The 23,521-nt window shown below is 68.0% G+C and carries 24 protein-coding genes; 12 read left to right on the top strand and 12 right to left on the bottom strand.

Features of this window, described 5'->3' with window-relative positions; all coding sequences use genetic code 11:
* Positions 1-14 precede the first annotated feature (14 nt).
* Both ABIC25_RS16405 and ABIC25_RS16400 read left to right on the top strand, forming a co-directional pair.
* Positions 15-413, top strand: a complete 399-nt coding sequence (locus ABIC25_RS16405) for a DUF732 domain-containing protein (RefSeq protein ID WP_354562279.1) — start codon at positions 15-17, stop codon at positions 411-413.
* Positions 413-1,129 carry an alpha/beta fold hydrolase gene (locus tag ABIC25_RS16400; protein WP_354562278.1) on the top strand — a complete coding sequence of 239 codons (717 nt, stop codon included), beginning with the start codon at positions 413-415 and terminating at the stop codon, positions 1,127-1,129. Before ABIC25_RS16405 ends, ABIC25_RS16400 begins: the two co-directional genes overlap by 1 nt.
* Here ABIC25_RS16400 and ABIC25_RS16395 read toward each other — a convergent pair.
* The 8 genes from ABIC25_RS16395 to ABIC25_RS16360 form a co-directional block, all read right to left on the bottom strand.
* Complete coding sequence (locus ABIC25_RS16395) at positions 1,113-2,102, bottom strand: hypothetical protein (RefSeq protein ID WP_354562276.1); 990 nt, start codon at positions 2,100-2,102, stop codon at positions 1,113-1,115. The genes ABIC25_RS16400 and ABIC25_RS16395 overlap by 17 nt on opposite strands.
* Positions 2,103-2,210: 108 nt before the next feature.
* Entirely contained in the window at positions 2,211-2,588 is a 378-nt protein-coding gene (locus ABIC25_RS16390; protein ID WP_064571672.1) for a VOC family protein, read from the bottom strand.
* Between the two features lie 50 nt (positions 2,589-2,638).
* Complete coding sequence (locus ABIC25_RS16385; RefSeq protein WP_239402638.1) at positions 2,639-3,496, bottom strand: SCO6745 family protein; 858 nt, start codon at positions 3,494-3,496, stop codon at positions 2,639-2,641.
* Positions 3,497-3,745: 249 nt separating this feature from the next.
* Complete coding sequence (locus ABIC25_RS16380; RefSeq protein WP_354562274.1) at positions 3,746-5,035, bottom strand: vWA domain-containing protein; 1,290 nt, start codon at positions 5,033-5,035, stop codon at positions 3,746-3,748.
* The gene (locus ABIC25_RS16375) at positions 5,032-6,210 is read right to left on the bottom strand and encodes an AAA family ATPase (RefSeq protein ID WP_354562326.1); all 1,179 of its coding nucleotides are present in this window, start codon (positions 6,208-6,210) and stop codon (positions 5,032-5,034) included. Before ABIC25_RS16375 ends, ABIC25_RS16380 begins: the two co-directional genes overlap by 4 nt.
* Before the next feature lie 154 nt (positions 6,211-6,364).
* Entirely contained in the window at positions 6,365-7,750 is a 1,386-nt protein-coding gene (locus ABIC25_RS16370; protein WP_435529086.1) for a hypothetical protein, read from the bottom strand.
* Between the two features lie 132 nt (positions 7,751-7,882).
* Positions 7,883-8,317, bottom strand: a complete 435-nt coding sequence (locus ABIC25_RS16365) for a DUF1801 domain-containing protein (protein WP_354562272.1) — start codon at positions 8,315-8,317, stop codon at positions 7,883-7,885.
* A gap of 109 nt (positions 8,318-8,426) precedes the next feature.
* A complete protein-coding gene (locus ABIC25_RS16360; protein WP_354562271.1) occupies positions 8,427-9,626 on the bottom strand; it encodes an NAD(P)/FAD-dependent oxidoreductase in 1,200 nt (399 codons plus the stop codon).
* 100 nt (positions 9,627-9,726) lie between these two features.
* On the opposite strand from ABIC25_RS16360, the gene abc-f reads away from it, so the two are divergent.
* The gene (gene abc-f / locus ABIC25_RS16355; RefSeq protein ID WP_354562270.1) at positions 9,727-11,388 is read left to right on the top strand and encodes a ribosomal protection-like ABC-F family protein; all 1,662 of its coding nucleotides are present in this window, start codon (positions 9,727-9,729) and stop codon (positions 11,386-11,388) included.
* A gap of 13 nt (positions 11,389-11,401) precedes the next feature.
* Here the strand turns inward: abc-f and ABIC25_RS16350 are convergent, their stop codons facing one another.
* Entirely contained in the window at positions 11,402-12,772 is a 1,371-nt protein-coding gene (locus ABIC25_RS16350) for an LLM class flavin-dependent oxidoreductase (protein ID WP_064571106.1), read from the bottom strand.
* Positions 12,773-12,942: 170 nt separating this feature from the next.
* Here ABIC25_RS16350 and ABIC25_RS16345 point away from each other — a divergent pair, with 170 nt between their 5' ends.
* Complete coding sequence (locus tag ABIC25_RS16345; protein ID WP_354562269.1) at positions 12,943-13,314, top strand: ArsR/SmtB family transcription factor; 372 nt, start codon at positions 12,943-12,945, stop codon at positions 13,312-13,314.
* 3 nt (positions 13,315-13,317) lie between these two features.
* The gene (locus tag ABIC25_RS16340) at positions 13,318-13,803 is read left to right on the top strand and encodes an SRPBCC family protein (protein WP_004022580.1); all 486 of its coding nucleotides are present in this window, start codon (positions 13,318-13,320) and stop codon (positions 13,801-13,803) included.
* Positions 13,804-13,806: 3 nt separating this feature from the next.
* On the opposite strand, the gene ygiD is transcribed toward ABIC25_RS16340, so the two are convergent.
* Positions 13,807-14,649: a 4,5-DOPA-extradiol-dioxygenase gene (gene ygiD / locus ABIC25_RS16335; RefSeq protein ID WP_494337979.1), complete on the bottom strand. Its 843-nt coding sequence runs from the start codon at positions 14,647-14,649 to the stop codon at positions 13,807-13,809.
* 149 nt (positions 14,650-14,798) lie between these two features.
* Here ygiD and ABIC25_RS16330 point away from each other — a divergent pair, with 149 nt between their 5' ends.
* From ABIC25_RS16330 to ABIC25_RS16300, 7 genes are all read left to right on the top strand, one after another.
* Positions 14,799-16,034: a serine hydrolase domain-containing protein gene (locus tag ABIC25_RS16330; RefSeq protein WP_239402631.1), complete on the top strand. Its 1,236-nt coding sequence runs from the start codon at positions 14,799-14,801 to the stop codon at positions 16,032-16,034.
* Positions 16,035-16,101: 67 nt separating this feature from the next.
* Complete coding sequence (locus tag ABIC25_RS16325; protein WP_239402630.1) at positions 16,102-16,701, top strand: DUF1707 SHOCT-like domain-containing protein; 600 nt, start codon at positions 16,102-16,104, stop codon at positions 16,699-16,701.
* 115 nt (positions 16,702-16,816) lie between these two features.
* On the top strand, positions 16,817-17,668 hold the full coding sequence (locus ABIC25_RS16320; protein ID WP_354562267.1) for an ABC transporter permease: 852 nt from the start codon (positions 16,817-16,819) through the stop codon (positions 17,666-17,668).
* A 40-nt stretch (positions 17,669-17,708) separates the two neighbouring features.
* Positions 17,709-18,497 (top strand): ABC transporter ATP-binding protein, encoded by a 789-nt coding sequence (locus ABIC25_RS16315; RefSeq protein WP_354562265.1) that lies wholly within the window; start codon positions 17,709-17,711, stop codon positions 18,495-18,497.
* Positions 18,498-18,529: 32 nt separating this feature from the next.
* On the top strand, positions 18,530-19,603 hold the full coding sequence (locus ABIC25_RS16310; RefSeq protein WP_354562264.1) for an ABC transporter substrate-binding protein: 1,074 nt from the start codon (positions 18,530-18,532) through the stop codon (positions 19,601-19,603).
* Between the two features lie 32 nt (positions 19,604-19,635).
* Entirely contained in the window at positions 19,636-20,730 is a 1,095-nt protein-coding gene (locus ABIC25_RS16305; RefSeq protein WP_239402628.1) for an LLM class flavin-dependent oxidoreductase, read from the top strand.
* Positions 20,731-20,766: 36 nt separating this feature from the next.
* Positions 20,767-22,059 carry a cation:proton antiporter gene (locus ABIC25_RS16300; RefSeq protein ID WP_354562262.1) on the top strand — a complete coding sequence of 431 codons (1,293 nt, stop codon included), beginning with the start codon at positions 20,767-20,769 and terminating at the stop codon, positions 22,057-22,059.
* Here ABIC25_RS16300 and ABIC25_RS16295 read toward each other — a convergent pair.
* Positions 22,013-23,059 carry a PHP domain-containing protein gene (locus ABIC25_RS16295; RefSeq protein WP_004022571.1) on the bottom strand — a complete coding sequence of 349 codons (1,047 nt, stop codon included), beginning with the start codon at positions 23,057-23,059 and terminating at the stop codon, positions 22,013-22,015. The genes ABIC25_RS16300 and ABIC25_RS16295 overlap by 47 nt on opposite strands.
* Positions 23,060-23,149: 90 nt before the next feature.
* On the bottom strand, positions 23,150-23,494 hold the full coding sequence (locus tag ABIC25_RS16290; protein WP_004022570.1) for a histone-like nucleoid-structuring protein Lsr2: 345 nt from the start codon (positions 23,492-23,494) through the stop codon (positions 23,150-23,152).
* Between the last annotated feature and the right edge of the window lie 27 nt (positions 23,495-23,521).

The raw sequence follows: 23,521 nt of genomic DNA, 5'->3' as shown, positions 1-23,521 counted from the left end.
ACGGGGGACCGGCTATGCGTCGAAGCGCCCGCGGAATGGTGGTTTCCGGTGGAATCGCCGCGGCTTTGGTCATGGGTAACGGCGTGGCCTTCGCGGGTCCCCCGACCACGATTCCTGCACCGGGACAACCAGGCTACTGCGGAGCTCACACGAGTCCGTGGAACTGTTGGAGCGACGTGCGCCCCGCCCGTCCCGGCGAGGACGCCTTCATCGATCAGAGACTGCGATTCGACATGCAGGGCGTGCCCACCGATCGCACACGACTCTTGCAGATCGCCCGCGGAGTCTGCCAGTCACTGAGTAACGGAACGGGTTCGAACGACATCGTCAGGTGGCTGGCCGACGACTTGGGCATCCGCGAGGGGCAAGCCGGCCAGCTGTTCATCATGATCCAAGAGACAGCCTGTTCGTAGTGCCTCTGGCGCGCTGGCTCCTACTACCGGGCACCCCGCTGTCACCCGATGTCTGGGACGGCGTGCGTGCCGAACTGTCCGGGAACGGGCTCGTGATCACCCCCGAGATCGTGCCTCCGCCTGGCTACAGAGGTTCCGGTCTGCAGCAACGGCTTGCCGCCGAAGTCGCGCAGTCGGCCGCGGCCGAGGCGCCCTGGCATGTGGTGGGCCATTCCTTCGGTGGGCAGGTTGCACTCGAACTCGCGATCGCGCGGCCCGATCTCGTCTCGCGCCTCACCCTGTTGTGCACGCGGGACACGCCCTTTCCGGCATTCGACGCGGTGGCCGCCGCCGTCGAAGTGGGGTCCGTCGACGTCGATGGCACACTCGGACGCTGGTTCAGCGCAGACGAATTGCGCAACGACGGACCGGTCGTCCGCTACGCTCGCGAGGCCGTGGCCGTAGCGGACCACGCGTCCTGGGCGTCGGCGCTCCGCGCGATCGCCCACTTCGACTGTTCGCAACGCACGGCGTCGATCTCGTGCCCGGTGACCGTGCTCGCGGCCGAACACGACACGGTGTCCGACGTCGCCTCCATGGAAGCCATGCATCGTCGAATCCCGGGTTCGGACTTCGTCGTTCGCGCCAATGCCTGGCACATGAGCGTCTTCGACGACCCGGTTGCGTTGGCGCAGATTCTCCTCGGCGAGCGGAGGAACTCTAGGCAGCGTCGGTGATGATCTGTCGCTGCGCCTTGAACATCTCGGCCAGGTTGTTGTTGACCTCGGGGTCCGCGGCGGGCGGGGTGTCGTCGACGGTGTTGTGCGTGACCGAGAACGACACGCCCCGCTCCTCGCCGATCACGATGATTCCCGCCAGGTTGAGCTGGAATGCACCGACCTCGTACGCGCCGGTCATCCGTACCGCCTTGTAGTCACTGTCGATCGGCAGCTCGACTTCTTCGAGCGTGAGCGCAACCGGGACATCACCATCGTCGAGTGTCAGGTTGAACGACGAACAGGCGGAAACGATCTCGTCGAAGTCGTCGTAGCCGTTGTCGGCCGGCTTGGTGACATCCGCGCTGTAGTTGTCGAGTCCGAAGAGGATCTCGCTCGACGACGAGGTCTCGGTGAGCTCACGTTCGGCTCGTTCGCCGGTGGTCTGCTGCGAGTCGACCAGCGTTGCGCACTTCTCGTTGTCCACGGTGCTGCCGTCGTCGTCGGTGCTACCCGTCTCGGTGGTGAAATCGCCCGTGATGTCCGGGAACTGGTCCTCGGGCAGGACGAGATCGAGCGCCGAGGCGGTCGGTGTCGATGGCTCGTCCTCGCCCCCGCTCAGGGTGAGGGCCAGTACCACCGCCACGATGACGATCACGATGAGGACGACTCCGCCGCCGCCGATGAACCACCATTTCTTGCCGCCGCCGGAAGACGGGGGCGGCGGCTGCTGACCGAAGGGTTGCTGGCCGTATGGCTGTTGACCGTACGGCTGTTGACCGAAAGGTTGGCCGTACGGCTGCTGTCCGAAAGGTTGCTGGCCGTATGGCTGTTGACCGTACGGCTGCCCGCCCTGCGGCCCCTGGTTCGGCGGCTGACCCGGAGTCGCGTGCGGTCCACCGGGTTGGTGACCGCCGGCCGGCGGCCATCCGGGTTGCTGCGGCCCCTGCGGACCCATGGCGGTCGGCTGATTGGGGTCGTAGGGACTGCCCACGGTCGGCTCCTCATGGTCGGTGACCTCGGGAGATTACCGCGCGCGACGCTCGGGGAGATCGCCTTTCATGCGACCGAATGAGCGACGCGCGACCATCGGCCCGACCGGTCACCGGAGCGCGGGCGGCGGGTATTTCGGCTCGTACAAGGTGATCTGCCCGGCGCCGGGAACCTTGATCCCGACGGTCACGCCCCATCCCTCGTCGGTCGGAGCGCCGACGAATTCGGCGCCCCGCGCGGAGAGTTCGTGCATCGTCGACTCGAGGTCGTCGCACATGAACGACACATCGAACTTCTGATCGGTGCGGCCGGCGGTCCCTTCGTGCTCCCACTTGTCGGGGTGCGCGCCCAACTCGCTGGGGCCGGTCTGGAAGATCAGCCATCCGCCACCGGTGTCGACGTGCGGGAAGGCGAGGACGTCGCGAAAAAAGGCGCGGGCGGCCTCTGGGTCGTCGCAGTAGATCAGTGTGTGTACCGCGGTGATCATGGCGGCCAGAGTAGTCGGCCCCACCGGCGGAACCGGCCGGAATGCCCCGCTCAGGGGCGCGGCACTCCGATGGGATTGGGGAAGGGGATCACGTTACGATCGACGAGCGCACGTGACAGCGACCGGAGGACCCGGACGGTCCAGTCGGAGTCGGGCAGGAAACGGACGCTCGAATTGGCGAGGTGGTCGGTGGTCGCCTCGACCTGTTCACGAAGGGCGGCGCCGCGGTCGGTCAGAGTTCCGTCGCCAGAGAGGATTCCGATGTCCTCGAGGGAGCGGCGTGCGCTGTCCCACTGGTGATCGGTCCAGCCGCGATTGTCCTGGATGAGCGTCCGGTCGACGTGCCCGCCGGCGATGTGGGTCATCGACGCCTGCAGTCCGGTCAGGCCGGCGGCGGTAGCGGCCACGACATGACCGTCGCCGCGGTGTTCACGGAGAACGGTGGTGGCCAACCACAATCGCCCCAGCATCGACGCCGGTCGGGCAACGGAACTCCACGCGGCGGCCAGAGCCCGCCCGTCGTGGGAGAGGGCGTCGACAGCACGTTCCAGATTGTCGGTGGCCCGGCGCAGGTCATCGGTCGATCCGGCCGACGCGTGCTCACCGAGGACTCGCTCGGCGGCGTCGAAACGAGCGTCGAGGGCATCCCGCGGAGTGATGCGAGTCCACACCTTGGGGATCGCTCGGGCGACCATCGCCGGGGCGAACCCGTAGAACAGCGCCGAGACCACTTCCGGCGGCGTCGCGCCGAGCGGGGCGGCGCGCCCGGCGAAGTAGCCGTTCCACCAGCCGGTCAGCCCGCTCTCGGCCATGACAGTCGCGAACAGCGGATCGAAGTAGCAGATCGCGTGGATCGGCTCGTAGGCCCGCCACAGGATCCGCTCGGGGTTCACGTCTGACCGTGTCATCGGTTGCGTCACCTTCCCTGCGACTGGCCGCACCCCAGATCTACCGGATCGTTCGGCCCCGCGTTTCGTCGGGCGGTGCTCGACGCGGATGACCATTCGACCGGGACGCGGCGGATCGGTCGGTGGTTCGGGAATTTCTCGTCCTCGTGAGCGTCCTCCGAGGGCAATATGCCCTTCGACCCTGCTGAGGTGGACGGAAATCGAGGCGCGGCGGGTCGTGGTGTGGGTGGTGAGGACCCTTCGAGGCGCTCACCGGCCCGGCTCGCCGATGCGAACGACCTGCGCCCAGTCGGGTGGCGCCGACCCACCGCCGGAATAGGTGCCACCGGCGTATGCGGCCACGGGTGAGGCGTTGAGCGGGGCATACGCGCGATACTCGCGAGCGAAGAGCCCGACGATGGTGCGGCAGGCGGGCCGGTGACTCGGCCACGGAGTGTGTCCGTCGGTCAGTGCGACGACAACGTCGGGTCGGGTACGCAGGGCGGCGTCGAACCCGGTACGCAGGTCGGTCCCGCCGCCGCCGTGTAGCGGGATGCTCTCCGCACGGCAGATGGGTTGTGCGACATGCGCCGCGGCGTCGCACGACACCACGGTGAGCAGATCGGGTCGGCTGCTGAGGGCACGTGCGATCGCGGCGACCTCGAGCAGCGCGCTGCCGAGTTCGGCGTCGCTGACCGATCCCGAGGTGTCGATCACGACACTCACCTTCGGCGGGGTCCGTCGAAGACTGGGCACGATCACACCGGGCAGCGCGACCGACCGCCTCGCCGGCCGCCCGAAGGTGTAGTCGTCGCCGACGCCGGAGGTCGACACCGCGGCCCGGATCGCGGCGCCCAACAGGGCCTGCCATGGCTGCGGCGGGTGCACGGCATCGTGCGCCCACCGCCGCCAGCCGGCCGGGACATCGCCTGCGCGGTCGGAGATCGCCGTCGCGACCGCGAATCGGACGGCGTCGCGTTCCTGGCCGCTCCGACCATCGGCGCCCTCCGGCCCCCGTTCCCACTCGCGATGTCGGCCGTCGCCTCCGCTACCGCATTCGAGCCAGGCCATCGCCTCGGTCCGCGGACCCAGACTGAACCAGCGGAGGTAGTCCTCCATCAGCAATCCGGTGTCCAGGTCGAGTGCGGACGGGTGCACTGCGTCGTCGGGCGTGACGAGCCCGGACCCGTACACGTCGTCGTTGATCTCGAAGTCGGCGGCGATGTTCATCCGCAACCGTTCCGCCGGGCTGTCGAAGCCGTGATCCTCGGCGTACCGGTCGGACCGGGCGGCGTGATCCCGGAGGAGATGTGACACCTCGTGCACCAGGAGAGCGGCGATCTCCTCCTCGGGTCGGCTCGCGACGAACGCCGGCGACAGGTAGCAGCGCCAATAGCGGTCGACGCTCATGGTCGGGACGAGCGGCGACTCGATGAGGTGCAGGGCGTAGAGCGCGGTTGCCATGTACGGCCGTGCGCGCACCGCGTGCAGGCGCGCCGCGTAGATCTTGTCTGAGACCGACACCGATGGCGCCGGCACCAATGCTTCGGTCACCGTCATCGCATCCGGTCCTGTCCTGGGCGCGCGGCGACCCGGTCGGCGGCCTCATCGGCCGCGCGGGACACCGACACCACCCCCGCCAGTCGGTCGATGGTGTCGGGGATCTGCCAGTCGTCCCGTCGTAGCGTCGCCAGGGTGGTCGCCGGAACCACCACGAGATCAGGTGCGCCGGTCTGGACCGCGACGGCCAGCACCTCCCATGCGGCGTCCCACCGGGTCCGATCGGGTCGACGCCGGACCGCGGCGACGACGGCGTCGAGTGTCGCCTGACGCAGGTCACCTCGCTCGGGGAGTTGCGCCGCTGACGGATCGGCGAGCAGCGTTTCGGGATCCGGCAGATCCATGTGATCGATACTCGCCAGCAATTCGAAGCCGGGCCCGTCGCCCACCGTGCCGCGGACCAACAGCGACAGGACGTCGGATGACGCCGAGGAGGCGGTGGCGAACGCGATCAGTCGCACCGTCGCGGCCCAACTTCGCGGCGAGGGCCAGGCGCCGCCCCGACGGGTTTGGCTCCCGGGGAGCTGGTGGACCAGCGCGGGACGCGCCGCCAGCAACGTGCACACGGCTCGACGCGCGAAATCGACTGCGCTGGGGAATTTCTCCGCGTCCAGGGTCGGCAGGTCCGTCGTGGGCCAGGTGCCGCCGAGGCCGCGGACCACAACGTCGTGATCGTGGGTCCAGTGCAGATGGACGAAACGGTTGGCGAGCGGTGCACTCAGCTCCCAGCCGTCCGCCGCCGACGACGGCGGGTTGGCGGCGGCGACGATCCGCACATCGGGAGGCAACTGTAGAGCGCCCACGCGTCTCTCGAGCACCAGTCGCAGGAGCGCCGCCTGTACTGCCGGAGGTGCCGTGGAGAGCTCGTCGAGGAAGAGCAATCCGCGGCCGGCGTCGGCGAGACGAACGGCCCAGTCCGGTGGTGCCATGGGAACGCCCCGGGTGGCCGGGTCATCCCCGATGATGGGTAGCCCGGAGAAGTCCGAGGGCTCGTGAACGCTCGCGATCACCGTCGTGAGTGGCAGGTCCAGGGACTCGGCGAGTTGTGTCAGTGCCGCGGTCTTGCCGATCCCCGGTTCACCCCACAGCAGGACCGGGAGGTCGGCGGCCACCGCGAGCGTGAGCGCTTCGAGCTGGTCATGGGTCCGCTGTTCGGTGGTCGTCTCCTCGAGCATCGCGAGGAGCGAGGCGGCCCTGTCGAGTTCGGCCCTGCCGAGGTATGTCGAATGGGCCTCGGTGGCCGTGATGTCAGTGGCTGTGGTGACAGTGGGCATGGTGTGTGTGGACATGATTCACCTAGGGGTGGGAGAAGTGGGGGTGTTGTCGGCGTCAGAGTTGAGTTGCGTGTCGCGGACGGGCGCGCCGACGCCGACCGCGGTGGTGACGACGGCGGGGCCCGCCCGGAACCGGCTGCGGAACAGGATCTGTCGCCCCGGCTCGATACGCGTCGTAGATCTCCTGTTGCGCGCGGGTGCGTTCGACCGCATCACGCAGCGGCCCGTTCCGCAGGGTCGCCTCCGGGCCGAGTAGTCGTTCCACGATCGCCAGTGCGCCGTCGATGTCGCCGAAGTCGAGTCGTTCACGTACTCCGGCGAGGCAATCGGGCCGCCGGTGGGCGCGGTCGATGGCCTGCAGGCAGGGCAGGGGTGTGCCCGTGAGTGAGGCCAGCATCTCCTCGCGGCGAATCTCGTCGCGGTCGTGATCGAGGGCCGAGAGAACTCCGTCGGCGATCCCGATGCGATGTAGCTCGCCCCGACATCGCACCTTCTGAAAGCCGTTTCCGTCCAGTTCTTCTCGATCACGAGGTGCCGAGGTGCACCCGGGCGTGAGCGCGGCCGCCACCAGCGGGTGCAACCGATCGGGTGTGATCGCGCCGTGTCGGATCAGTTCGAGATCCGGAAGCGTCCTGGTCGCGGCGTCGGGAAGAACCGGCAGAGCCGTGATCCCTCCCGCAGGGGGGTCGACGACCCACCGGGTGGCGTCGAGATCGTCGATGTCGGTGTGCAGGAACAGTTCTCGACCGGATCCGAGCCGTATCCGCACGCACCCTGACCGACGGCTGTCGGCGCGGAGGACCAAGGCGGCTTCGGCTGCCCATCGATCGACGGCGCATCCGTCGGGCGGGTCACACGGCGGGGGCGGGGTCGGCGGTGACGGTGATGAGGAGGCACCGCAACGCATTCGGAGTTCTCCTGTGCGGCGGACGTCCCACAGGTGACGATGCAGGTCCAGCCGGTATCTGCGGTCCGGCCGGGGGTGTGGATGGGGGACGGGCGTCGACCCGTCCCACAGGGTCAGCGTCACTCGCTGTCCGGCGTCGGCCCACCGCGGTGCGGTCCGTGCCACGAGATGTACCGAACCTGCTGTGCCGAAACGGTTTCCGGGATCGTGTCCATATCGGGCAAGCGCGATGGTGAGGCCGGGGCGCAGGTGTCCGGCGGGGCCCATTCGCGGCAGATGCCAACGCAGCAGGTCGGGCGCGAGATGGAGGAGGTCGTCCTGAAGGTGTTCGGCCAGGTCGGCGCCGCACCTTCGGCGTACGGCGTCCAGATCGATGTCGGCGTCGAAACCTGCTGCGGCGCAAGCGCCGATCCAGTCGGCGGCACGACGCGCAGCGGTGGCGGCGTCGATCATGGAGGGTGGTACCGCGAATTGACGGGCGCGGAGCCAGGGGGAGAGGCGGGGAGGAATTCCAGTCGTGGGCGGGAGGCGCATCAGCACTCACCGCGCACGACGTGGACCCCCAATCTTTGTTCAGAGGAAGTCAACACCTGACGAAACATACCGTGTCGCAGTCCTCTTGGCCAGAGGGGTGGCTTCCGCGGCCTGTCCCGGATACCCGGACGGTCAATTCACGGCCTTGGCGACCAGCGTTGCGATGGTCTTCTCGGCGTCGGTGTCCAATGCACTGACCGCGAATGACGTGGGCCAGAAGCCGCCGTCGTCGAGGTTCGCGTTCTGGGTGAAGCCGAAGGTGGAGTAGCGTTCCTTGTCGTCCTGGCCGCTCCGGAAGAAGCACACCACTTTGCCCTTCAGCGCGTAGGCCGGTTGCCCGTACCAGAGTTTCGGCGCCAGGTCCGGCGCGGTCGCGGTCACGATCGCGTGGATGCGTTCGGCCAGCGCGCGATCGGCCGGCTCCATGTTCTCCAGTTTGGCGAGCAGATCGAGTTCCTCGGCCGCGCGCTTGTTGCCGCGTCCGCGGGCCTTCTCCTTCTCGAGTTCCGCCGCACGCTCCTTCATCGCGGCACGTTCCTGGTCGGAGAATCCTCCCGAGTCGCCCATTCGCATTCCTTTCGTGGTCAACGCCCCGGTGCCGAGGCGTTTCCCACGGTAGTGCGGGTCGGGCCGCAGAGCTTCTCGATTCCGAACCGATGGGGCAGGTGGGCGCGTTTCACACCCGGCCGCGCAGGATTGCGTTCCAGTAGAGGCGCGGCAGGACGTAACGGTCGAAGGCCCACGCGCTCCGACGCGGTTTGAGCGGGTCGATCACCGACGGCAACGACGACGTCAGTGTTCCGTCGCGGTCGAACTCGGCGGCGATCAGATGGTGGGCGTCGGTCGCGATCGGAGCGACCGTGTACCCGTCGTAGGCCGTCAGTTCCTCGCCGGCCCGCGCCGCGGCGAGATTGTCGACGAGCACCGCGATCTGTCGTCGCAGCCCGCCGCCGGACGGGTCGGTGGCGATCGCGGCACCGTCGCCGGCGCCCCAGACCGACGGGTGGGTCCGGTGTCGGAGGGTGTGCGGGTCGATGTCGACGAGTCCCCGGTCGCGGGTGCCGGACAGGCCCGAGTCGGTGACCAGGTCGGGTCCGCGGAACGGCGGCACGAGATGCAGCATGTCGTAGTGCACGTCCTGCGTGTCCGAGCCCGTCACCACGGTGACCCGGCGATCGACCGGGTGGAGCCGGACGGAGCTGTCGAGCAGGACGCGGACGCCGAGTTCGTCGAGGCACTCCGACAGACGGGCATCGAGGCCGTCGACGCCGAGCAGATGCGGCCGGTCGACGGTCAGGGTGATGTCGAGGGATTCGAGTATTCCGGCCCGCCGCCACTGGGCGGCGGCGAGGAACAACGGTTTGAGGGTGGTGCCGGTGCAGCTGACCGGCGGACGCGGGACGGTGAACACGGCGCGTCCGCCCCGCGGCATCGAGGTCACCAGATCCCACGTCTGTTCGGCTCGGTCGAGATAGTTGCTGGCGACCGCCGGGTCGGCGATCGCGAGGTCGATCCCCGGCATCGCGTCGTGATCCGGCACGAGTCCGACGGCCAGGATGAGGTCTCGATAGCCGATGTCGACGCCCGAGGCACAGCGGATCGTTCGCTTGCCCGCGTCGACGACGACAGCCGTGTCCCGCAGCCAGGTCACCCCGTCCGGCGTGACCGATCGCTGTGTGCGCTCGGCGTCATGAAGCGACGCCTGGCCGCCGCCGACATAGGACAGGAGCGGGCGGTAGGTGTGCACGGCCTGCGGTTCGATCACCGCGACGTCGGGAAAGCCCAGGCGCAGCAGGCGCGCCGCTGCGCTGAGGCCGGCATTCCCGCCGCCGATGACGACGACGTCGAAGTGTCGGGTCTCACGAGTTGAGGTCATGCGTGGGGATACCCGGCCGGGCTGTCGGGAAAACCGGGGGACACGGGCCTGCCGCCCGGCGGGTCCTCGTCGGCCGCGGCCAGGGTGCGACCATGGACCGATGACCGCCACGCTCGTCGCCAAGGACGTCGCCGGGGGATATGCCCACCGCGTCCTGTTCGATCACCTCGATCTCACCGTGGCCCCCGGGGACGTGATCGGCGTGGTCGGTGCGAACGGAGCCGGGAAGACCACGCTCCTGCGGGTCCTCGCCGGTGACCTCGCTCCTCTGGAGGGCACGATCACCCGGGCGCCGTCCGACGCCTTCGTCGGTTGGCTGCCACAGGAGCACGAGCGACTTCCCGGGGAAGTCGTGCGCGCTTATGTGGCACGCCGTACCGGGTGCGCGGCGGCCACCGCGGCGATGGACGCCGCGGCCGACGCGCTGGCCGATCCTGGCACGGCGGCGTCGGCAGACCCGGCCGAGGTCTACGCGGCCGCGCTGGACCACTGGCTGGCCACCGGGGCGGCCGATCTCGACGAGCGACTGCCCGCCGTTCTCGCCGATCTCGGTCTCGGCGACGGCGTCATCGACCCGGACGCCACGCTGATGACGGATCTGTCCGGTGGCCAGGCCGCGCGGGTCGGGCTCGCCGCGCTGCTGTGTTCTCGATTCGACATCGTGCTCCTCGACGAACCGACCAATGACCTCGACCTCGACGGTCTCGCGCGGCTGGAGGAGGTCGTGGCCGGGATGCGTGGCGGCGTCGTCCTCGTCAGTCACGATCGAGAGTTCCTCGCGCGCAGCGTCACCCGCGTGCTCGAACTCGACCTCGCGCAGCACACCAACACCGTGTACGGCGGTGGTTACGAGAGCTACCTCGAGGAACGTGCCGTCGCCCGGCGCCACCGCCGCGAGGAATACGAGGAGTTCGCGGCCAAGAAGGCCGATCTCGTCGCCCGGGCGCGGACGCAACGCGAATGGTCGAGTCAGGGCGTCCGCAACGCCATGCGCAAGGCGCCGGACAACGACAAGATCCGACGCCGCGCCGCAACGGAATCCAGCGAGAAGCAGGCGCAGAAGGTCCGGCAGATGGAGAGTCGGATCGCGCGGCTGGACGAGGTCGCCGAGCCGCGCAAGGAATGGGTGCTCGAGTTCACCATCGGCTCTGCCCCACGCTCCAGTTCGGTGGTCGCCACACTCAACGAAGCGGTTGTGCGGCAGGGTGATTTCGTGCTGGGGCCGGTGTCGTTACAGGTGAATGCCGGCGAACGCATCGGCATCACCGGCCACAACGGTGCCGGCAAGACAACGCTGCTGCGGCTGCTTCTCGGGCGGGTCGAACCCGATGAGGGAACGGCGCAACTCGGAGCCAACGTCGCGATCGGTGAGATCGACCAGGCGCGTGGCCAGTTCACCGGCACCCGGCCGCTCGCCGAACGATTCGAGGCCCTCGTCCCCGAGTACTCCACCGCCGACGTGCGCACCCTGCTCGCCAAGTTCGGTCTGCGGGCCGATCACGTCGACCGGCCGGTCGGCGAGCTGTCACCGGGCGAGCGCACCCGGGCCGGACTGGCACTGCTCCAGGCGCGCGGCACCAATGTCCTCGTCCTCGACGAGCCGACCAACCACCTCGACCTGCCGGCCATCGAACAACTCGAGTCCGCGCTCGATTCCTACGACGGCGCAGTGCTTCTCGTGACCCACGATCGGCGCATGCTGGAGAACGTCCACGTCGACCGGCACTGGGACGTCGACGGCGGCCGGGTCAGCGAGCGCTGAGGTCCTCCCCGCCTCAGCCCGCGAGCCGGGTGTCGACCCCGCGCACGTCCGCGGGCAGATCCTCCTCCGCGGTCCCGAGTCCGAGGTGCTCGCGCAGGGTCGTGCCCTCGTACTCTGTCCGGAACAGGCCGCGGCGCTGCAACTCCGGCACCACGTAGTCCACGAAGTCGTTGAAGGTGCCGGGGGTCTGGGCACTCGACACGATGAACCCGTCGGCCTCGCCACCGGAGAACGACTCCTCGATCTGGTCCGCGACCTCGGCGGCCGTGCCGACGAACTGCGGCAACAGGACTCCCTGCGCGTAGAGCTTGCCGATGTCGCGGAGGGTGAGACTGTCCCGCTCGGAGAGGCGTCGGGCGACATCGAACAGCCCCTGTGTGCCGCTCACCTGAACGTCTTCGACGGGGGCGTCGAGATCGTAGGCGGAGAAGTCGTGGTCGGTGTGGACCGAGAGCGTGATCAGGCCCGAGATCGGGTCGGCGAGTTCGTTGTGGAAGGCCTGCTTCTCCCGGGCGATCGACTCGGTCTCGCCGATGAACGGGATGAAGGACGGAAAGATCTTGACGTGGTCGGGGTTACGGCCGAAGTTCACCGCGCGCGACTTCACGTCGTCGTAGTAGGCGCGGCGCCCCTCCGGGGTCGGGTCGATCTCGAAGATCGCCTCCGCCCACCGCGCGGCGAAATCCTTACCGGTGTTCGACGACCCCGCCTGGATGAGGACCGGTCGGTGTTGCGGTGACCGGGGCTGGTTGAGCGGGCCTCGGGTGCGGTAATGCGCGCCGTCGTGGTCGACGGTGTGGATCTTCGCCGGGTCCGCCCAGACGCCGGACTCCTTGTCGGCGGTCACGGCATCGGCGTCCCAGCTCGACCACAGTTTGATCGCCGTGCGGACGAACTCCTCGGCGCGCACATACCGCTCGTCGTGTCCGACGTGGTCGTCGAAGCCGAAGTTCTGCGCCTCGGCCTGCGACAGTGACGTCACGATGTTCCACGCGATGCGTCCCCGGGTGAGGTGGTCGAGGGACCCGAAGACGCGTGCGAGTTCGTAGGGGTGGAAGTAGGTGGTGGACTTGGTCACCGCTATTCCGAGCCGGGTGGTGACCGCGGCGATGCTCGCCGCCACCAGGCTCGGGTCGATCGTCGCGGCGGCCTGCGTGCCGCGTCGGAACGGTTCGGACTGATCGCCGCCGAATCGGACCGGGGCGGCGAGCAGGTCGGCGAAGAAGGCGAAATCGAACTTGCCGCGCTCGAGGATCCGCCCGACCCGGTGATAGTGGTCCGGCCCGAAATAGTCCGTCACCGAACCGGGATGACGCCACGCGGCGTGCGAGTGGGTGACGGGGGAGGCGATCAAGAATCCACCGAGATGGAGCTGACGGGTCACGGGTTGATGTCCTTCGGTCTGGGTCGCCGGAGCGAGTTGGGGAGGTGCCGCCACGGGCGGGGAGGCGATCGGGACAAGTCAAGGCGCGCCGAACGCCGAGGGCGAGGGTTGCGCCCGGGGTGATCGCAACAGGCTCTTGACATACAACCGATTGGTTGTATGTTTGAGAGGTGATCGAGAACGCGGGCGAACCGACCGACGAGGACCGGGCGGACGCCCTGTTCCACGCGCTGTCGGATCGCACCCGTCGCGACATCCTGCGACGTGTGCTCGCCGGAGAACACTCGGTCTCGGTGCTGGCTGCGAAATACGACATGAGCTTCGCGGCAGTGCAGAAGCACGTCGCCGTCCTGGAGAAGGCCGGCCTGCTCACCAAGCGTCGTTCCGGGCGTGAGCAGCTGGCCAGTGGCGACGTCGCGGCAGTGCGTTCGGTGGCATCGATGCTCACCGAGCTCGAACAGGTGTGGCGCGGTCGTATCGCCCGCATCGACGATCTGCTCTCACTTGAATCACCCTCACCCACAACCTCATCGGAGGAATGAACAATGCCTGTCATCGACGTGACGCCGGACCTCGACGCCCGCACCATCACCATCAATGCCGAATTCGCGGCGCCGATCGACCGCGTGTGGCAGATCTACGCCGACCCGCGCCAGCTCGAGAAGATCTGGGGCCCGCCGACCTACCCGGCCACCGTCGTCGACCACGACCTCCGCCCCGGCGGTCGGGTCACGTACTACATGACGAGTCCCGAGGGGGAGAAGTTCGGTGGCTACTGGAAGGTCGAGTCCGTCGACGAGCCCACCGGCTTCACCTTCCTCGACGGCTTCGCCGATGGGGACCTCAACCCGATCACCGACATGCCGGAGTCTCGGAACTCCTACGCGTTCACCGAGAAAGACGGCACGACGGTCGCCACCTACATCAGCACCTATGACTCGGCCGAGGCATTGCAGAAGGTGCTCGACATGGGCGTCGTCGAAGGTGCGTCCTCGGCGATCAACCAGATCGACGAGTTCCTCGCGGCCTGAGGCTCACAGGTTCGAGTTGAGTGTCGGAAACCCCTCGGGTAGTTCGGCGGCCGGAGCGTCGGCGCCGGACCCCGAGGGCTCGACGTCGAGCCCGTGCGTGTAGGCGGCCATCGAGATCGACCCGGCGGCATGGCCGTTCACCAACAGGTCCAGGGGCGAGTCGCCGGCCAGTCCGGCGATGTAGAGCAACGGCAGGTAGTGGTCGGGAGTCGGCACGGACTTGTCGAAGTCGGGATGTCCGTCCAGGCTGAGGATGTCGGACGGGTTGTCCTGCAACACCTCTCGGGCGGCATCGTCGAATCGGTTGGCCCAGTCGAATCCGCTGTCGGACTTGGCGAAGTCGACCGCCCGCAGGTTGTGCACGATGTTGCCGCTGCCGATGATCAGCACACCCTGTTCTCGAAGCGGCGCGAGCCTGCGGCCCAGGTCGTAGTGGTGCTCGAAGTCCTTGAAGGCGTTGAGCGACAACTGAAGTACGGGTATCGTCGCGTCCGGGAACGTGTGGACGAGGACCGACCAGGTCCCGTGGTCGATGCCCCAACTGTCGACGTCGTGACCGCACCATGTGGGTTTGACGACATCGGCAACCATGTCGGCGACATCCGGATCTCCCGGGGCGGGGTACTCGACATCGAAGAGGTCCTGCGGGAAGCCGTAGAAGTCGTGGATGGTGCGCGGCCGCGGCATCGCGGTGACCGCGGTGGCGTTGGTGTACCAGTGCGCCGAGATCACCAGGATCGCGCGGGGTCTGGGCACCGATGCGCCCAGGGCGGCCCAGGCCTCGGTGTACCTGTTGCGTTCGAGTGCGTTCATCGGGTTGCCATGCCCGATGAACGCGGTCGGCATCGGCCTCGGCATCGAAACCGCCGCCGGGCCGGTCGCGTGTCCTGCTGTCATCGACGCCCTCCTCCGTCCGCCGCGCGGACGGGATCGACGCTACTCCGGGATCGCCGAAGTCGCCGACAGGAGTTCTGCGCTCGTGGAACAATCCCAGGATGCGAAAGCGCTGGTCGACGCTGGTTGTCGTGATCCTTGCGGTCGCGCTCGCCGCATGCGGTACCGACGGCGGCTCCGAACCCGCGACCTCCTCGGCCGCGTCGTCGAACCCACAGCAGGCGGCGCAGATCGAGCGGATCGTCCAAGAATTGATGGAGACCAAACACCTGAAGTCGGCGATCGTGCGTGTCACCGACGACGGGCAGGACGTGATCACCAAGGCGTTCGGCGAATCGCAGACCGGTGTCCCCGCGACCACGGACATGCACTTCCGCAACGGTTCCGTCGCCATCGCCTACGTCGCGGCCGTGCTCTTGCAACTCGCCGACGAGAAGACCGTCGGTCTCGACGACATCATCGCGAAATGGGTTCCCCAGATCCCCAACAGCGACCGGGTGACTCTGCGGCAACTGGCGACGATGACGTCCGGATACCAGGACTACGTGCTCGGCAACGACGCATTCGAGACCGAGGAGCTGACGAACCCGTTCAAGGCGTGGACGACCGAGGAGATGCTGTCCTACGCCGTGGACAAGCCGTTGCTCTACCAACCGGGAACCAACTGGAACTACGCACACACCAACTACGTGATCCTCGGGCTGGCTCTCGAGAAGATCACCGGCGAGTCGGTCGCCGATCTGCTCCGGCAGCGGATCTCCGAACCGCTCGACCTCGACAACACCGTCTCGGATCTGACAGCGGTGATCCCCGAACCCGCCCTGCACGCCTATTCGTCGGAGCGACGCGGGATTCTGAACCTTCCACCGACGACACCCTTCTACGAGGAGACCACCGGCTGGAACCCCTCGTGGAGCATCACCCACGGCGCCATCCAGACGTCGAACATCTACGACGTCGAGGCGACGGCACGGAAACTGTTCGCGGGTGAGACGTTGTCGTCGGAGTCATACGACACGATGGTCTCCACGAGCTTGCGCGGGGTGGCGCGCCCACTGGCCGGCTGCTCGACCTGCATGACGATGACCGACCGATACACCTACGGCATGGGTGTCGTCCGCACCGGCGACTGGGTCGTGCAGAACCCGCTGTTCAACGGGTACTCCGCGGTCGCGGGATATCTGCCGTCGGAGAAGATCGCCATCGCGGTGTCGGTGACCTATGACCCCGAGGCGTTCGGTCCCGACGGCTCCTACGACAACGGCGGCAACCCGATCTTCGCGCAGATCGGCGCGTTGATGGCACCCGACGCCGCGCCGCCGATCCCGCGGAACTGATCGGGCCGCGACCACCGGCGCTCGTGCCGCGAACAACGCCGCGGCGCGGTGCAATAGGGTGGCAGGCATGGTCGACCGCCTCCCCGACGACGATCTTCGGGTCGGAAACCCGGAACGCGAACGTGCCGTCACCCTGCTGAACGACGCCTTCTCCGCCGGTTACCTGGAGATCGCGGAGTTCGAGGACCGATCGGGCCTGGTGTATGCGGCAAAGACCCGCGCCGACCTGCGAGCCGTCTTGGCGAACCTGCCGAACGCCGGTCGCCTGTTCAACGACCCGAGTCCAGCCGCTGCCGCGACTCCGGCCGTCGCCGTGCCGCCGGCCGCACCCGTGCACCTGGCGGCCGAGTGGGACACGGTTCGACGCAAGGGGACCTGGCACGTCCCGCCGTCGACCCTCGTCACCGGCAGCATGGGCACCGTCGATCTGGATTTCACCCACGCGTCGTTCCCCGGGCCGTCGACGACGCTGCAGTTTCAGGTGTCCATCACCACGGTGAAGCTGCGGATCGGTCCCGATCACGAGATCCGATACGGCGACCTGCAACTGTCCGGATGGTCGAAGGTGAAGGACAAGGCCGGTGCGCCGACGCGTCCGGGCGGACCGGTGATCGAACTGACCGGTTCGGCGTCGGGGATGACCGGGATCACGATCAAGCGGAGCTGAAGTCACACGGGGCCGAACGCTCGCAGTACGCGAATGCCGGGGCCCGCGACCTACTTGTGCTCACGCTGACCTCAACGGTGTCGCGAGTGTTTCCCGATTCGTAACGTTGCCGCACGTGGCCGACCGAACACTCAGTATCAGCGCGCCCGGCGTCCCGAGAGCAGCGAGGCCGGGTTCGCCGGATGACTCATCGGCGTCGGTCAAGGCAGCCAGATCCTCCCGGCTGCACACGATCCTGCGCGCCCTGTCGCCCGTCGCGGTCCTCGTGCTCTGGCAGGTGGGCAGCGCACTGGGGATCATCCCGCAGGACAAGCTGCCCGCACCGTCGCTGATCGCCGAAGCCGGCTGGGAAGTCCTCGGCAATGGGCAGCTCCTCGACGCCATCGCGGCGTCGGCGCAGCGGGTCGCGATCGGACTGACGATCGGCGTCGCGGTCGGGATCGGGCTCGGCTTGCTGGTCGGACTGAGCAAGTTCGCCGACTCGGCCATCGACCCGAACATGCAAGCGATCCGCGCACTTCCGCTGTTCGGTCTGATCCCGTTGTTCATCCTGTGGTTCGGCATCGGCGAGATGCCGAAAGTCCTGCTGGTGTCACTGGGCGCACTGTTCCCGCTCTATCTCAACACGTCGGCCGCGATTCGCCAGATCGACGGACGGTTGGTGGAAACCGCACGGGTCCTGGGCTTCTCGCGGCTGACCACCGTCCGGGACCTCATCATCCCCGGCGCGATGCCGCAGATCCTCGTCGGCCTCCGACAGGCCCTGGCCATCGCCTGGTTGAGCCTGATCGTCGCCGAGCAGATCGCGGCGACCTCCGGACTGGGGTACCTGATCAACAACGCTCGTGACTTCTTACGCACCGACATCATCTTCTTCGGCCTGATCGTCTACGCCGCACTGGGATTGATCACCGACGCCATCGTGCGGGCGTTGGAGCGCTACACGACGCGGTACCAGAACCGGTGACGGTCCCATCCTGAACATCCCGAGTCAAGGAGGCCCGATCATGACCGCCATCGCCACCCGAGATCTCGAGGTTCCGCTCGCCGAGAAGCCCGCCGGCCCGGTCGCCTACGCCGCCGAAGTCGAACACGCCAGCCTGAGCTACGGGGACAACCCCGTGCTGCGCGACGTCACGCTGCGAGTCGGCGCGCACGAGATCGTCGCGCTCATCGGACGCAGCGGCAGCGGGAAGTCGACGCTGCTGCGACTTCTCGCCGGCCTGTCGACCACCGAGGCGGGCACCGTGCGCACCGCAGGCCACCCGGCGGTGTCGTTCCAGGAACCGCGACTCTTTCCCTGGCGCACCGTGTTGCAGAACGTCGCCTTCGGCCTCGTGCGCGAGAAGGTCGGCAAGTCGCAGGCCAGGGAGCGGGCGCGCCACACTCTCGACGAGGTGGGTCTCAGCGACAAGACAGGTGCCTGGCCCGCGCAGCTCTCGGGCGGCCAGGCGCAACGGGTCTCACTCGCCCGTGCCCTCGTCGCACGTCCGCAGCTCCTGCTGCTCGACGAGCCGTTCGGTGCCCTCGATGCACTCACCCGACGCACGATGCACGAGTTGCTCATTCGTCTCTGGCGCGACAACGGTTTCGGCGCGCTGCTCGTCACCCACGACGTCGACGAGGCGCTGCGGCTCGCCGACCGCGTCGTCGTCCTCGCCGGCGGCACGATCGTCGAAGACCTCGCCGTGCCGCGCCCGCGGTATACCGGTGAACCCGACGATCCCGACTCCGAGATCCCGCGCCTGCGAGCCGAATTGCTGACCGCTCTCGGCGTTGCCGACACGACGCGCTGACCAGTCCACCCCTGAACCCGAAGGCACCCTCGATGACCAACGACCTTGCCCCCGTGCGCGCCGCTCGTCCCCGACGACGCCGTGTGCTCGCCGCCGTGCTGGCCACCGCCGCCCTGACCATGGGCCTCGCAGGATGCGTCCAACGCGAGGACAACGCCGAATCGATCGCGAACGAGACGGTCGACGTCGCCTCGCTGCAGGACCTCACTCTTCGTGTCGGAGACCAGAAGGGCGGCACCGAAGCCCTGCTGCGTGCCTCGGGCGAACTCGAGAAGCTCCCGTTCACCGTCGAATTCTCCACGTTCACCTCCGGCCCACCGCAGATCGAGGCCGCGACGGCGGGCAAGATCGACTTCGCCGTCACCGGGAACACGCCGCCCATCTTCGGCGCAGCGGCGAACGCGAAGGTCAAGATCGTCACCGGGTACGCGAACAACGCCAGCGGCGACGCGATCCTGATTCCGGGCGACTCACCCCTGGCCTCGGTCGCCGACCTCAAGGGCAAGAAGGTCGCCGTGGCCAAGGGCAGCTCGGCGCATGGACATCTGTTGCTGCAACTGAACAAGGTCAACCTGACCCTCGGGCCCGGCAACGACGTCGAACCGGTGTTCCTGCAGCCTGCGGATGCGTTGTCGGCGTTCACTTCCGGCAACGTCGACGCGTGGGCGATCTGGGATCCGTACACCGCGATCGTGCAGCTCGAGAACACTCCGAAGACGCTCGTCACCGCCGAGGGCGTCTCCAACGGCTTCGGCTTCGGTATCGCCGGTGACGAGGCGCTCGCCGACCCGCGTCGCAACACCGCGATCCGAGAACTCGCGACCGGCATCGCGCGCGCCGCGAACTGGACGAAGGCGAACCCGGATGCCTGGGCCGAGCAGTACTCCGCCGAGGTCGGGATCGATCCGCGGGCGGGCAAGGTCGCGCAGGGCCGCAGCCTGCGGCCTGCCATCGCACTCGACGACAGCGTTGTGGCGTCGCAGCAGAAACTCGCCGACGCCTTCGCCGACTCCGGTCAGCTGCAGGGACAGGTCGATTTCGCGTCGTTCGTCGACAACCGCTACGACGAATCGCTGGCACCGCTGTTCGGTACGCCTCAGTCCTAGACCCGCCCATCCATCCGCAGGAAGGGATCTTCGTGAGTCATTTCCACTGGTTTCTGCCGACCGCAGGCGACAGCCGCGGAATCGTCGGCGCCTCACACGCATCAGCGACGAAACGGCATCCCCCGGGTTACCGGGCGCCGGAACTGCCTTATCTGATCGACGTCGCACGCACCGCCGACCGGCTCGGCTACGAGAGTGTCCTGACCCCGACCGGAACCTGGTGCGAGGACGCGTGGCTCACCACCGCCGCCGCGATCACGCACACCGAGCAACTGAAGTTCCTCGTGGCGTTCCGGCCCGGGCTGATCTCGCCGACCCTCGCGGCGCAGCAGACCGCGACGCTCCAACGGTTCTCGGGCGGACGGGTTGCGGTCAACATCGTGACCGGCGGCGACGAGGTGGAGCAACGACGATTCGGTGACTGGGTCGACCACGATCGCCGCTATGCGCGCACCGACGAGTTCCTGCAGATCGTCGAGCGGCTCTGGACCGGGGAGACAGTCGATTTCGACGGTGAGTTCTATCAGATCGCCGGGGCGTTCCTGCCCGATCCGCCGGTGGTCAAGCCGCAGATCTTCTTCGGCGGCTCGTCGGATCCGGCGCTGACGGTCGCCGCGTCACGGGCCGAGGTCTATCTCACGTGGGGCGAACCGCCTGCGGTGGCGGGGGAGAAGATCGCGGAAGTGGCGCGCCGCGCGTCGGCCGTCGGCCGGTCGCTGGAATACGGTGTGCGACTTCACGTCATCGCACGCGAGACCTCCGCGGAGGCGTGGCGCGTAGCCGACACCCTGCTGCAGGGGATCTCCGACGAGGAGATCGCGACGGCCTTCGCCCTGCACTCGGGCTCGGACTCGACCGGTCAGCGACGAATGGCCGAACTGCACGGCGGACGGCGCGACGCCCTCGAGATCCATCCCGGTCTGTGGGCGGGTGTCGGCCTCATCCGCGGAGGAGCCGGCACTGCACTCGTGGGCAGCTACGACGAGGTCGCGGCGCTCATCGGCGAGTACGAATCCGAAGGGTTCGCACACTTCATCCTGTCGGGCTATCCGCACATCGAAGAGGCGCACTGGTTCGCCGAAGGTGTGCTGCCGGTGATCCGGGATCGCGTCGGTGCCCTGAGCTGACGTCGCCCCGGCGCCCGTCGTGCCACCATGTCATCCATGACACCGGCGGAGACCCTGCTCGTCGACACGGCCTCGAGTGGTCCTGTGCTCGTTCTCGCGGAGTCCGGGGACTCCGCGACCTCGGTGACCGTGTCGCTGTTCTGGATCGCGCTCGTGGCGGTGATCTCGCCGCTCCTGTCCCGGATGTCGCGCGGATATGTGCCCGACGCCGTGCTGCTGCTCGGGTTCGGCATCCTCATCGGCCCGCATGCGCTCGACGTGGCCTCGCAGGACGGCATCGACGTGTTGAGCCAGCTGGGGCTTGGCATGCTCTTCCTGCTCGCCGGATACGAGCTCGACCCGAAGCTGCTGGGCGGCCGGACCGGCCGGATCGCGCAGATCTCCTGGCTGGTCAGTCTCTTGATTGCGCTGGCCGCCGTGACGCTGGTCGCGGTGACCCTGGCGCTGGGCCTCGGCGAGACCGGCTTCACCGCCCACGTCGCGGTGGCCATCGCCCTGTCGTCCACCGCTCTGGGAACGCTGCTGCCGATCCTCAAACAAGCCGGACTCGAACGGACCCGGTTGGGGCGGGCGGTGATGGCGCACGGGGCTGTCGGGGAGTTGGGGCCGGTGGTGGCCATGTCGCTGTTGCTGACGAGCCGCAGCATCGGCGCGGCGGTGGTCGTACTCCTGCTGTTCGCGATCGCGGCGCTACTGATATCGGCTGCGCCACAGCGGATTCTGGCGCGCGTGCCGGGCATCGGCGCCGCCATTCGCGAGGCCGCCGGGGGCACAGTGCAGTTGCCCGTCCGAGTGGTCGTGCTGTTGCTGGTCTCGCTGATGACGGTGGCCTCCGTCTTCGACCTCGACGTCGTGTTGGGTGCCTTCGCCGCGGGACTCATCCTGCGTCGCCTCATCGGTCCCGAACACCCGCAGGTGGGCACGTCGCTGGAGGTCATCGGCTTCGGGATTCTGATCCCGATCTTCTTCGTCACCTCGGGGATGAACATCGATGTCTCGGCGGTGGCGTCGGAACCGGGCCTGTGGGTGGTGCTCATCCTCGCCATCGCGATCGCGCGGGGCGGACCCGTGTGGGCCGGCGCCGGGCGGCTCGACGACGGCTACTTCCTCCGTAGGCCCCGCGAGCGGACCCAGTTGGCGTTCTTCGCGGCGACCGGCCTGCCGATCATCGTCGCGGTGACCCAGGTCGCCGTGGCGTCGGAGCTGATGTCCGATGAACTCGCGTCGATTCTCGTGGCTGCCGGAGCGACGACAGTGCTGCTGTTCCCGCTGATCGCCCGGCTCATCGGGCGAGCCACTCCGACAACCGCTCCGACGACCACGTCGTGACGATCCGATCCGGGTCGATACCGTGCGCCGCGGCGCGGCGTGCGCCCAGGATCTTGAAGTCGAGCTGTCCGGGCGCGTGTGCGTCCGAGTCGATCGCGAACAGGCAGCCGGCGTCCCGCGCGATCTCGATCAACTCGTCGGGCGGGTCGACCCGTTCGGGACGGGAATTGATCTCGACGACGGTGTCGTTGGCGGCACACGCGGCGAACACGGCCTCGGCATCGAAGGTCGAGGGCGGTCGATGGCCTCGACCGCTCAGCACCCGGCGTCCCGTGCAGTGACCGAGGACGTGCACGCGTGGATCGGAGACCGCGGCGACCAACCGGGAGGTCATCGCGGCGTGCGCCATCCGCAGGTTGGAATGCACCGATGCGGTCACGACGTCGAGCCGCGAGATCATCTCGTCGGTCTGGTCGAGCGCGCCGTCGTCGAGGATGTCGATCTCGATCCCACGGAAGAGGCGAAAACTGGTGGCGTGAGCGGAATTCCAGGCATCGATCGCCTCGATCTGGGAGGCGAGGCGTTCTGCGCTCAGCCCGTTCGCGATCGTGAGGCGGGGCGAATGGTCGGTGATGGCGAGCCAGTCGTGACCCGAGGCCTCTGCGGCGGCGGCCATCTCGTCGATCGGCGCCCCGCCGTCGCTCCAGTCGGTATGGGCGTGCAGGTCACCGACCACGGCCTCGACGAGACCGGCGGCGTCGTCGGGGGCGGTGGGCGGGTCCTCGCTCTGCAGCCGCGCGAGGTACCCAGGCAGCTCGCCGGCGGCGGCCTCGCTGATGACGGCCGCAGTGGTCTTGCCGATGCCCTTGATCGCGGTCAGGGTGCCGGCGGCGGCTCGCGCCTGCATCTCGGACGGATCGAGTCCGGCCGCTGCCTGTCCGGCGCGGCGGAAGGCCTCGACGCGGTAGGTGCTCTCGCGACGACGCTCGAGCAGCCACGAGATGCGTTCGAGTGCACCAACCGGGTCGACCGGGGCCGACAGCGGGGTGAAGGACCTCATCGTGAACAGTCCTCCCGACGCCGACTGCCCGGCTCGCGAAGTGCGGCCGGGCAGTGGGTCTCGTGTTCGGTGACGGTCAGGTCTGACCGGTCAGTGTGCGGCTTCGAAGGCCTCGATGATGCTCTGCGGGATACGACCGCGATCGCTGAGTTCGTAACCTTCTTTGATGGCCCATTCGCGGATCGCTTTGGTGGTCTCCTTGTTGCGGCCGCCCCCGGTCGCCGCCGAGGCCGTCGTCGCGCGCTTGGTCACACGACCGGTCTGACGGGAGATGTCGAGGTACTTCGACAGCGAATCGCGGAATTGCTGCGCATGCTTCGACGATGTGTCGAACTCATAGTTCTTTCCGTCGAGCGACCACCGGACGGTTTCGTACTGATCCAGTACCTTGCCGTCGAGATCGTCGATGACCTGAACGATTTCCTTTTTCGCCATGAAACGCTTGTCCCCTCGAATTGTGTC

The organism is Gordonia sp. PvP123 (assembly GCF_040547295.1).
Lineage (GTDB): Bacteria > Actinomycetota > Actinomycetes > Mycobacteriales > Mycobacteriaceae > Gordonia > Gordonia terrae.
This window is presented reverse-complemented; position numbering and strand designations above follow the sequence as displayed.